This window comes from Oleiphilus sp. HI0079, from assembly GCF_001635105.1.
Genome location: NZ_LWFT01000519.1, coordinates 1 through 10696, shown reverse-complemented (window position 1 = coordinate 10696; position 10696 = coordinate 1). Strand labels below are relative to the sequence as shown.

The window sequence follows — 10696 nt, the reverse complement described above, 5'->3', positions numbered from 1 at the left end:
GGGAAACTCTGCTCAATAGCGCTCGCATCTATTTCGGGCTTCTCATCGCGCGCTATCTGCCGGAGTATGGCGTTAATCAAGCCTTTCGTGTTCTCAAGCCCTAGCTCTTTTGCAGCCTCGACGGTTTCGTGGATTGCCGCGTGATCTGGGATGCGCGTGAAAAGCAGCTGATACGCGCCGACAATCAGAAACGTTTTGCTCAATGTGTCTTTGCGATGCAGGGGCCTTTGAAGATAGCCCGATACAACTTGGTCGAGAAAGAAAAACCAACGACAGCTACCAAAGAGAAGCTCTTGCAATAAGGCTTGATCTGCAGGCAGTGCTTGATCTAACACCTTGGGAAGCACTGTGTTTAGAGAACGTTTTTCAGAACGTACTTCTTCCAGAGCTTGAGCAGCGAGCGTTCTTACGTTCATGTCATTACCTTTGAATATCAGTTGAGCGTTAATGGCGCAACTGAAGAAAATTCAACCTAGTTAAGCACTGTGCCTGGATCAAGCAAGGTTTTGCCGCCATTGACGAAATCGCTTACCGAGACAGCTTTGCTTCCAGCTAGTTGGAGTCGGACGATGTTCAGAGCGCCTGTCGCACACTGAACGACAATGCCATCCTTACTTTTTTCAAGAACTGTGCCTGGCGCTGCTTCGAAGCTTGAGCTCACGGCGTTCGCGTCAAGGATGCGAACGCGCTCTTTGCCAATTTCCGCATAGCTTACGGGCCACGGGTTGAAAGCGCGCACTGAACGGGCAATGGTCGCTGCATCGCTCTGCCAATCAACATGTGCTTCGGATTTTGTGAGCTTGTGCGCATAAGTTGCTAGCGTATCGTCTTGGCTTTTTGATTCGATAGAGTCCCGTTTCTTTAGATATTCAAGAATGCACTGTGCACCTAGGTCCGCTAGCTGGTCGTGTAATTCGCCGCCATTGGTCGTTTCGGTTATAGGACAAGATGCTTTTAAAAGCATATCGCCGGTATCAAGCCCGACGTCCATTTGCATAATGGTGATGCCGGTCTCTGTGTCTCCTTCCTGAATCGCGCGCTGAATAGGGGCGGCGCCGCGCCAGCGCGGCAGTAGTGATGCATGAATGTTCACACAACCAAAAGCTGGGATGTCGAGCACGGCTTTGGGCAGGATCAGGCCATAAGCCGCAACGATCATTAGGTCTGGCTTGAGCGCGATTAATTCTGCCTGAGCATCTTCATCTTTGAGTGTCAAAGGCTGAAATACGGGTATGTTTTTCTCTATGGCCTCCGCTTTAACGGGGCTAGGCATTAGTTTTTTGCCTCGGCCAGCCGGTCGGTCCGGTTGGGTGTAGACAGCTACAATGTCGTGGCCAGCGGCCACCAACGCATGAAGACTCGCTGCTGCGAACTCAGGCGTTCCTGCAAATACTATTCTCAATGTACTTCTCAATTCGCGGAGTTAAAAGTCTCAAGCGCTTTCGCGGTGCTGCTTTTCTAATTTCTTCTTTATGCGGTTGCGTTTTAGCTTACTTAGGTAATCGACAAATAGTTTGCCATTTAAATGGTCCATCTCATGCTGGATACAGACGGCTAGCAAGCCCGTAGCCTCAAGTTCAAAAGCTTTTCCGTTACGATCCAAGGCTTTGATCAATACGTGCTCAATGCGTTCAACATCTTCGTAGAAGCCAGGAACGGATAAGCAGCCCTCTTGCATTTTCTCTGGGTCGCCCTCTAACACAGTAATCTCAGGGTTGATAAAAACGTGCGGATCGCTTTTATCCTCTGATAAATCCATGACGATCAGCTGGATGTGCCGATCGACCTGTGTTGCGGCAAGCCCAATGCCGGGAGCATCGTACATTGTTTCGAACATGTCATCGATCAATGTTGAGATCTCGGGCGTGACTTCTTTAATTGGCTTTGCAATTTTGCGAAGTCGCGGGTCTGGGTATTCCAATATTTCTAATATCGCCATAGGTTTAGAGTTGCTTCTTAAAGATGAATGCTCAATTTGTGGTGTATATCACGAATACACTGCTACTATTATCTAATAGAAAGGTAATTTAGTACAAATTGCTGCGCTCTCATCTATAGTTTTTTAGATGGGTAGTGTGAAGGTGCCTTAATGAGGAGACGCTTATGTTCGTCACTCTTTAAAGCATACGCACCAATTACGTGAACGATAAGAGTTATAGGCAGACCATGATCCCCAAGATTTTGATTCGATGTGCGGCGTTATTGTTGTTGAGTTTTCAACTTATGGCATCGCCAGAATTTAAAGAAGACTATCCCGAGCGTTATACCGTTGTTAAAGGCGATACACTCTGGGATATCTCAGAACGTTTTTTGAAGTCACCATGGTTGTGGCCAGAAGTGTGGCATGCAAATCCGCAGATCTCCAACCCGCATCTTATTTATCCCGGTGATGTGATCGGCCTAATTTATATTGATGGCGAACGCAAGATCACAACGTTGAAGGAAGGTCCTAACAACGGCGTGAAAAAGCTGAGTCCGACAGTTCGCTCAGAGCCTATTGAGACGGCCATACCAACGATTCCTCTTGATGCGATTGCGAGCTTCTTGTCGTCAAATCGTATTGTTGATGTTGAGGAGCTAGAGGCCGCACCCTATGTTTTAGTCGGTAAAGAACAGCATCTCATCACGGGCGCGGGAGATCAGGTTTTTGCTCGAGGTTCGGTGGATGGTGCCGCATCTGTTGGTATTTATCGTAAGAGCGAACAGTATATTGACCCGGATACGCAAGAGTTTCTTGGGCTTGAAGCGAAGTCGATTGCTACAGCGAAAGTGGACGCCGCAAATGGTGAGGTGTTGACGCTTACGGTTCAGCGTTCAAGTGAGGAATTACGCGTTGGTGATAGAATTCTGCCAACTGAAGATCGCACAATTAATTCGACTTTTACACCGAGCAAACCTGAAAGCGATATCCGCGGAAAAATGATCGCGGTCGAGTCAGGTGTCGGCAATATTGGCCAGTACAATGTGGTTATTATTAACCGAGGCGCGCGAGAAGGGATTGAGGTTGGTAACGTTTTGGCGATTTATAAGTCGGGTGGTTTAGTAAGAGATCCTTACACCAAAGAGCAAATTGAGCTGCCCTCGGAGCGTGCTGGCTTGATGATGGTGTTCCGAGTGTTTGATAAACTAAGCTACGGCTTGATACTGAAAGCTACGCGACCTTTGAAGGTTATGGATGAGGTTCGTACGCCTTAATACGAAGCGGCATCTAGCCGCTTTCAGAATATATTGTTAGATAAAGCCACCCTTGGGTGGCTTTTTTGATCAAGGACGATCATATGAACATTTCTTCTTCCGCACGTTTGTGCCTAGCGCTTTCGGAAATCCAGGGTTTTGGACTAAAAGCGTTCCACGGTTTACGACAGCACTCCTCTGATATTGCGCATTGGCCTAGCCTGACTAAGGCTGAGCTTAGAATGTTATTAAACAATGCCGCTTTGGCTGATTCTGTCTCAGCATTACTTGGGCAATCTGATATCAGCTTGTCGGAGGGCGTTAAGAGTTGGTTAGGAAGCGCTAATCGTGCCTTGATTAGTTATTTTGATCCAGAATATCCGGATCTTTTGCGGGAGATCCATCTGGCGCCAGCGTTACTTTACACGGAAGGACGTCTGGGGTTGCTTGGTACCGATTGCATGGCCGTGGTTGGATCTCGTAAAACCTCGCCGGTTTATAAAGGGTTTGCCGAGCAATTTAGTTTTGAACTCGCTAGGCATGACTGGACAGTGGTGAGTGGCTTGGCGCTCGGAATTGATACGGCAGCGCATATGGGTGCTCTCGCGGCTGATGGGGATACCATTGCAGTAGTGGCAACCGGTCTGGATCGTTGCTACCCTGCGCGCAACCGTGCCTTACGGGATAGGATAATCGAGCAAGGTTTGCTCGTTTCAGAAATGCCTCTTGGTTCTGCGCCTCTAAAGCATAACTTTCCGCGTCGAAATCGCATTGTGTCTGGCTTGTCGCGTGGCGTACTGGTTGTCGAGGCAGGAATTAAAAGCGGTTCCTTGATTACTGCGCGTTATGCGTTGGAACAAAATCGAGATGTTTATGCTTTACCTGGTTCACCAATCAATATTGGAAGTGAGGGGTGCAATCAGCTGATTCGAGATGGCGCTCGCCTCGTGCCGTCCACAAAAGAATTGCTTGCGGATCTTCATTTAAGCCGCGCAGCGACGTGCCCGACAACTTCTGGTCGCGACAGCATTGCATCCCTTGCCAGTGAAGGACCTAGAGATGTTGTTTTGTCGAATGAAGAGCAGTCTATTCTTGAGCTATTGTCGGATCAGGTACTCTGTTTTGATGAGCTGTATGCTGCTTCAGAGCTAAGTTTTGAAAGCATATCCGAATTGTTGTTAAAGCTAGAAATAGACGGTGTGATTGCGCAAGTCGCAGGTGGCTATCAGCGCGCATCTTAAGTAGAATTCGAGCTACTTTTGGTGAGGTAGCCCGCTGTTGGTCTGATGCCTTGCCTATTCTGTTTAGAGCAGTGAGGGCTTGAATGCACGCTTCATTTGACTGGAAAGCCATGCTTGCAGCAAAGGTGCTAGATCACGGAGGCGTGATTGCCTATCCCACCGAAGCGGTTTGGGGATTAGGTGCAGACCCATTTAATCCGAAAGCGGTTGAACGGATATTGGAACTGAAGCAGCGATCTATCGATAAAGGCTTGATTCTCGTCTCTGGTCAGGCAGAGCATTTTCTACCTTATCTTGAGCCCCTGGAAGACTTGCTTATTGAGCGGTTTTTTGCACCACAGGATAAGCCGACGACTTGGCTGGTGCCAGATGTTCGTTCGCAAATCCCTTATTGGGTTAAGGGACAGCATTCCTCTGTTGCCATGCGGCTTACCCAACATCCGGTGTGTGCAGCGCTTAGCCAACATTTTGGTGGTCCGGTTATATCCACTTCGGCTAACCCGGCCTCTAAACCGTCTGCTAGATCGCTCTGCGAAGTAAAACACTATTTTCATGATGCGCTAGATTTTTGCTTGTCTGCGCCGCTGGGTGGTGCAGGACAGGCCTCTCAGATAAGAGATTTAAGAACGGGCACAGTCGTTCGAATTTAACTCAGTTGGAAACGAATTCAACACTCAATCATTACCTTCAGGAACCATCATGTTAGAACGCGTTAAGAAGTATCTTCTTGGCTTGCAAGATGTCATATGTAAAGACTTAGAAGCGGCAGATGGCGTTGCCAAGTTTGTTGAGGATGCGTGGACGCGAGAAGGACGTCTAGGTGGCGGTGGTCGAACCAGAGTGATGACCGATGGCGCAGTCTTTGAAAAAGGCGGAGTTAACTTTTCTCATGTGCAAGGCGATCAGTTGCCTCCAGCTGCAACCGCATCGCGGCCCGAACTTACTGGCTGCTCTTATCATGCAATGGGCGTTTCACTGGTGATGCATCCTAGGAATCCGTATGTACCAACATCCCACGCAAATGTTCGTTTTTTTATCGCCGAAAAACCGGGTGCTGAACCAATATGGTGGTTTGGTGGCGGATACGATTTAACACCTTATTATCCCTTTGATGAAGACTGCGTTCACTGGCATCAAACAGCAAAGCAGGCCGTTGATTCGTTTGGAGAAGATGTTTATCAAAAGCATAAAAACTGGTGTGACGACTACTTTTATTTAAAGCATCGTGATGAAACCCGCGGAGTGGGTGGGCTGTTCTTTGATGATTTAAATGAGTGGGGTTTTGAGCAGTCGTTTGCCTATATGCAGGCCGTAGGCGACAGTTATACCAAAGCGTATACTCCTATCGTACATAAGCGCAAAACGTTGGAGTATGGTGATCGCCAACGTGATTTTCAGCTCTATCGACGTGGCCGCTATGTTGAGTTTAACTTAGTGTTTGACCGCGGCACCTTGTTTGGTTTGCAGTCCGGAGGGAGAACCGAGTCTATTTTGATGTCTCTTCCTCCACTGGTGCGCTGGGAGTACGATTGGTCGCCGGAAGAGGGCTCTGAAGAAGCGCGTTTGAGCGATTATCTTGTTCCGCGCAACTGGATTGAGGATTAGGTTTTGGATCGTTACGCAGTTATTGGCAACCCGATCAAGCATAGTAAGTCACCTGAAATCCACGCGCAGTTTGCCGCGCAAACGAGTCAATCTTTGGTTTATGAGCGCATAGAGGGATGTTTGGATGCTTTCGAGGATAATGTTCGAGCATTCTTCTCCAGTCCTTCTAACAAAGGTTTAAATGTTACTGTTCCGTTCAAGGAGCGCGCGTTTGCGATGTGTGATGACTTAAGCCCCCGGGCAAAGATTGCAGAAGCGGTGAATACGCTCTATGTGCAGGCTGGAAGGCTTGTTGGCGATAATACTGATGGCTGTGGTTTGGTAACCGATATTCAGCAGAATTACGACGTTTCGCTTAAAGGAAAAAAAGTGCTTCTGCTTGGCGCTGGTGGCGCATCCAAAGGCGTTTTGTTGCCTGTTTTACAGGCTCAACCATCTCAGCTTGTACTCGCCAATAGAACTTTCTCTAAAGCCGAGGCTCTGGTCGGCCGATACAGTCAGAGACCCGAAATACGTGAGTGCGGTTGCGCGCTGGTTGCGAGAGATTTTGCATCTTTAGATTCAGCATTTGATGTGGTGATAAACGGAACTTCTGCTAGCCTTTCTGGAGAACTCCCTAAAATATCGCCAGAGATATTTTCAAATGCTACGCATGTTTACGACATGATGTATGGGAATGAAGAGACCGTCTTCAATCGCTGGGCCAAAGAAAACGGCGCTGGCCATACGATGGACGGTTTGGGTATGCTCGTGGAGCAGGCTGCAGAGGCATTTCGCGTTTGGAGAAACATCCGGCCCGACACTTCCGCCTGTATTGCAGCGCTTCGTTAAACACACGAACAATACGTTCACATAAAGCAGGTTTAGTATGGATTTAGCGACCCTGATCGGGATGCTAGCTGCCGCCGCGGTTATAATCGGCGCCATTTTGTTGAACTCAAGTATTCTCGACTTCGTCAACATTCCCGGCCTGGGCATCGTTATCATTGGCACCTTGTTCATTACCTTGATCAAGTTTCGTTTAAGTACGATTGGTGACGCGTTTAAGCTCGCCTTCTCTACTGTCTTCATGGATAAAACCGAGAACCCGGTCATCCTCATTACGCAAGTCCGTGAGCTAGCAACCATTGTTCGCAAGGAAGGGATTCTCGGGCTTGAGAACGTTGAGATCGAAGATCCGTTTTTAAAGAAGGGAATTAGTCTTTGTATTGATGGTCATCCCCCGGAGTTTATCGAAGAGATTTTAATTCAAGACTTATCACAAAAAGCAGAGCGCTATGAAATAGCTGAAAAAGTCTTTAAGGGCATGGCTGAGACTGCGCCGGGTATGGGGATGCTGGGTACGCTCGTCGGTTTGGTGCAAATGCTAAACGCGATGTCTGATCCGTCTTCTGTAGGGCCGGCGATGGCGGTTGCTCTGCTTACAACGTTCTATGGCGCGTTCATCGCTCAGTTAATCGCTATTCCTTGTGCGGAAAAACTGGGAATGAAAGCGGCAGAGGAGCAGCGCAATATGGTGTTGGTGATCACCAGCGTCCAAAATATTCTGAAAGGCCAAAACCCTAAAGTCATTGCTGAAGTACTATCTTCGTTCCTGTCGCAAAAACAGCAGGCTGCTGTCACCGAAGAAGAGTAAGCGTTTAGATGGCAGCGATTCCTCAAAGAAAGAAAAAGCAGGAAAGCGGTGGTGGTTGGATTGTCACCTTTGCTGACCTGATGTCTCTGCTGCTTACCTTCTTCATTCTTTTGCTCAGTTTTTCCAAAATGGATCTACACAAATATGAGATGATGGCTCAGTCTTTGGCACAATCGTTTGGGCCTTCATTTCTTGAGGGCTCTGGTAAGGCAGGTGGGGAGATTATCTTCGCTGAAGAGCCTCCGCCTGCTCCTCCGGTAGAAGAGATGTCTGATCTGGAGCAGGAATTTGAAGAGTTTGAAGAGCAATCCGGCGAAGCCGAGCTAGAGTTGCTCGAACAGTCCGAAGGCGAGGCCGATGTAATCAGCATTGACCCTAGTATTGAGCAATTAACGGAGACCTTGGTCGAAGAGCTTGAAACAGAGATTGTCTCCAATGCGTTAAATGTCAGTTTTGACTCGGAGAAAGTCGTTGTACGCTTCTCGGAAGATGCGACGTTTACATCAGGAAGCGAAGAGATTAAAGACGATATGTTTCCGATCTTGGAAAAGATTGAAAACGTTCTGGCGAGTTGCCAGGGAGAAATTGTAGTATCGGGTTATACCGATGACTTGCCTGTAACAGGGAATCGTTTTCGATCAAACTGGGATTTGTCTGCGGCGAGGGCCGTCAGTGTGGTGCATCAATTGATATTTAACAATAAGATTGATGCGAATCGAGTCATCGCAGCAGGACGAGCCGAGACAAACCCTTTAGCACCAAACGATTCGGCTGAGAACAGAGCCAAGAACAGACGAGTTGAAATTAGTATCTATGACCCGGAGTGCCAATCTTTGGGCATCAGCTTTTAATATCTAGTCAAAAGAAACAAAGTTTAGGAGTAGTAAATGAGTGGTCCAAGCCAGCCTAAGGTTGAAGGCGAAGAGTGGAGTGATGAGCGTATAAAGGGGTTTTTAGGGTTGCAGCCGAGGGACGACACACATGCAGATTATCATGTTCTGAAAGAAGCATATCAATACATGACACCTGAGTTCTTTGCGCGGTTCGTGCCGTTTTTTGTTGAGGCGGGTAGAGATATCAACGCGAAAAATCCTCAGAACGAATCGCTGTCAGAGAGAATAAAAGGCTTTGGAAAGGCTGCGCCTTATTTGGAAGTCTTGCTGGCCCACGGCGCGATTTAGTGTTATCGATAGAGCGGTGAATCACCGCTCTTTGTATCTTGATGTCTTTTCAATGGCGTCGCCTAAATTAGAGCAGGCCTTGCTCTTTCAAATCCTCTAAGTGCTTATTTTTCAGGTTTACATAATTATTTGCGCTGTAGGTAAAAAAGTTTCTTTCTTTGTCGCTAATCGGCCGCGCTTGTTTTGCTGGGCTGCCTCTATACACATATCCTGATTCCAAGCGCTTGCCTGGAGACACGGTACTACCGGCGGCAATAATAACTTCATCTTCGATCACTGCCCCGTCCATAACGATCGCACCCATACCAATCAAAACACGGTTGCCGATTGTGCATCCATGAAGCAAGGCTTTGTGTCCGACCGTAACGTCATCACCAACGATGAGGGGGTAGCCGTCTGGGTTAAAAGGGCCTGCGTGGGTAATGTGCAATACCGATCCGTCTTGTACGCTGGTTCGATCTCCTATCCTTATCTTATGCATGTCACCCCTGACGACGGCCATAGGCCAAACAGAGCAATCATCACCCAGTTGCACATCTCCGAGGACCAGCGCGCTTGGGTCAACAAAAACGCGCTCGCCTAGCAATGGCGAATGCTCAAGGTATTTGCGGACAGAATTCATGGCATTATTCCAATCTTTGTGAATTGTTACAGGGAAAGAACAGAGTAATATGTTTCAATTCCCTTTCTTCAGACCAATATAGTTCTAGGGTCGGCTTAATGTCTACAGCACTTTTGCGGGAACAGCAGTTACCCGCTTTCAATGAGTTTTCAACACACGATTTTGCGCCTGCTATTGAGGCGTTGATTGCAGATTATCAAGACAGCTTGGCGGAAGTGATTTCGCAAGAAAATCCAACATGGAGCTCTGCGGTTGCGCCTTTAAGCGATCTTAGCCGGAGGATTGATCACGTATGGTCGATCCTTTCTCATCTAAAGGCGGTTGATGATAACGAAACCCTTCGCGAGGTGTATAACGAGTTGTCGGCTAAGCTGACGCGATTTCGATCTGAGGTCTCCCAGAACGAAGCTCTGTTCAAAATTTACGAGCAAGTCAATGCTGCCGCAGAAGGTCTTGATGACGGGCAACGCAAAGTATTGGAAAATATTTTGCGCGGTTTTCGCCTTAGCGGCGTCGCGTTGCCGCAAGATCAAAAAGATGCTTTTAAGCAGTTAAGCGAAAAGCTCGTCGCTTTAAGTAACCGCTTTGCTGAGAATGTACTCGATTCGACGCAGGCTTGGTCTTTGTATATTGATACTGCCGATGTGTTAAAGGGCGTGCCTGATGCCACCCTTGAGCGGCTCTCTGAGCGAGCGAAACAGAAAGGCTACAATTCAGGCTACCTGCTTGGTTTGGATATAACCATATACCTTCCCGTGATGCAGTATTGCGAAGACCGCTCTGTTCGCGAGGCATTGTATCGGGCTTTCATTACTCGGGCCTCTATCGAGGGTGGTCATCTTCCTGAACACGCAAATGAGGAAGTAATGGTGGAGATCATGGAGGCGCGAAAGCAAAAGGCATCGCTGCTCGATCTTCCCTCTTATGCGAGCTTATCGGTTCTTCCAAAAATGGCAGAGAGCCCTGAGCAGGTGCTGAATTTTCTAGAAGAGCTTTTCGCTAAAGCCAAGCCTTTGGCGAAAAGAGAGATGCAGTCGCTTACAGATTACGCAAAAGACCACTTTGGGCTGTGTCGTCTTGAGGCTTGGGATGTGCCTTTTGTTTCTGAATCGTTGCGCAAGGAGCAGTTTGATTTGGATCAGGAGGAGATTCGCCCCTATTTTCCTTTGCCTGTTGTTTTGAGCGGCTTGTTTGAGGTTGCAGGTCGGCTGTTCGGCGTGCAATTGAAAGAAGTTAA

General features: G+C 47.9%; 13 protein-coding genes. 9 read left to right on the top strand and 4 right to left on the bottom strand.

All coding sequences use genetic code 11. From position 1 onward, the window contains the following. From A3750_RS07315 to def, 3 genes are all read right to left on the bottom strand, one after another. A partial coding sequence (locus A3750_RS07315; RefSeq protein ID WP_304440179.1) for a transcription antitermination factor NusB occupies window positions 1–416 on the bottom strand: 416 nt, incomplete at its 3' end. A gap of 56 nt (window positions 417–472) precedes the next feature. Beyond that, window positions 473–1402, bottom strand: coding sequence for a methionyl-tRNA formyltransferase (fmt, locus tag A3750_RS07310; RefSeq protein ID WP_068453141.1), 930 nt, complete (start codon window positions 1400–1402; stop codon window positions 473–475). A gap of 30 nt (window positions 1403–1432) precedes the next feature. Further along, on the bottom strand, window positions 1433–1939 hold the full coding sequence (gene def, locus A3750_RS07305; RefSeq protein WP_068453143.1) for a peptide deformylase: 507 nt from the start codon (window positions 1937–1939) through the stop codon (window positions 1433–1435). Between the two features lie 227 nt (window positions 1940–2166). Between def and A3750_RS07300 the strand changes: the two genes are divergently transcribed. From A3750_RS07300 to A3750_RS07265, 8 genes are all read left to right on the top strand, one after another. After that, the gene (locus A3750_RS07300; RefSeq protein ID WP_231871757.1) at window positions 2167–3195 is read left to right on the top strand and encodes a LysM peptidoglycan-binding domain-containing protein; all 1029 of its coding nucleotides are present in this window, start codon (window positions 2167–2169) and stop codon (window positions 3193–3195) included. 83 nt (window positions 3196–3278) lie between these two features. After that, window positions 3279–4415, top strand: a complete 1137-nt coding sequence (gene dprA, locus A3750_RS07295; protein WP_156492266.1) for a DNA-processing protein DprA — start codon at window positions 3279–3281, stop codon at window positions 4413–4415. Window positions 4416–4498: 83 nt separating this feature from the next. Continuing rightward, the gene (locus A3750_RS07290) at window positions 4499–5065 is read left to right on the top strand and encodes an L-threonylcarbamoyladenylate synthase (protein WP_068453148.1); all 567 of its coding nucleotides are present in this window, start codon (window positions 4499–4501) and stop codon (window positions 5063–5065) included. Window positions 5066–5114: 49 nt separating this feature from the next. After that, window positions 5115–6020 (top strand): oxygen-dependent coproporphyrinogen oxidase, encoded by a 906-nt coding sequence (gene hemF / locus A3750_RS07285; RefSeq protein WP_068453150.1) that lies wholly within the window; start codon window positions 5115–5117, stop codon window positions 6018–6020. 3 nt (window positions 6021–6023) lie between these two features. Next, window positions 6024–6851, top strand: a complete 828-nt coding sequence (aroE, locus tag A3750_RS07280; RefSeq protein ID WP_068455900.1) for a shikimate dehydrogenase — start codon at window positions 6024–6026, stop codon at window positions 6849–6851. A gap of 37 nt (window positions 6852–6888) precedes the next feature. Then, complete coding sequence (locus A3750_RS07275; RefSeq protein ID WP_068455898.1) at window positions 6889–7656, top strand: MotA/TolQ/ExbB proton channel family protein; 768 nt, start codon at window positions 6889–6891, stop codon at window positions 7654–7656. 8 nt (window positions 7657–7664) lie between these two features. Further along, complete coding sequence (locus A3750_RS07270; RefSeq protein WP_068464546.1) at window positions 7665–8507, top strand: flagellar motor protein MotB; 843 nt, start codon at window positions 7665–7667, stop codon at window positions 8505–8507. A gap of 36 nt (window positions 8508–8543) precedes the next feature. Further along, on the top strand, window positions 8544–8837 hold the full coding sequence (locus tag A3750_RS07265; protein ID WP_068452870.1) for a PA4642 family protein: 294 nt from the start codon (window positions 8544–8546) through the stop codon (window positions 8835–8837). Window positions 8838–8904: 67 nt separating this feature from the next. Here the strand turns inward: A3750_RS07265 and A3750_RS07260 are convergent, their stop codons facing one another. Further along, on the bottom strand, window positions 8905–9459 hold the full coding sequence (locus A3750_RS07260) for a gamma carbonic anhydrase family protein (protein ID WP_068452873.1): 555 nt from the start codon (window positions 9457–9459) through the stop codon (window positions 8905–8907). 98 nt (window positions 9460–9557) lie between these two features. On the opposite strand from A3750_RS07260, the gene A3750_RS07255 reads away from it, so the two are divergent. Beyond that, the coding region (locus A3750_RS07255; RefSeq protein WP_231871756.1) for a M3 family metallopeptidase at window positions 9558–10696 on the top strand (1139 nt) is incomplete at its 3' end.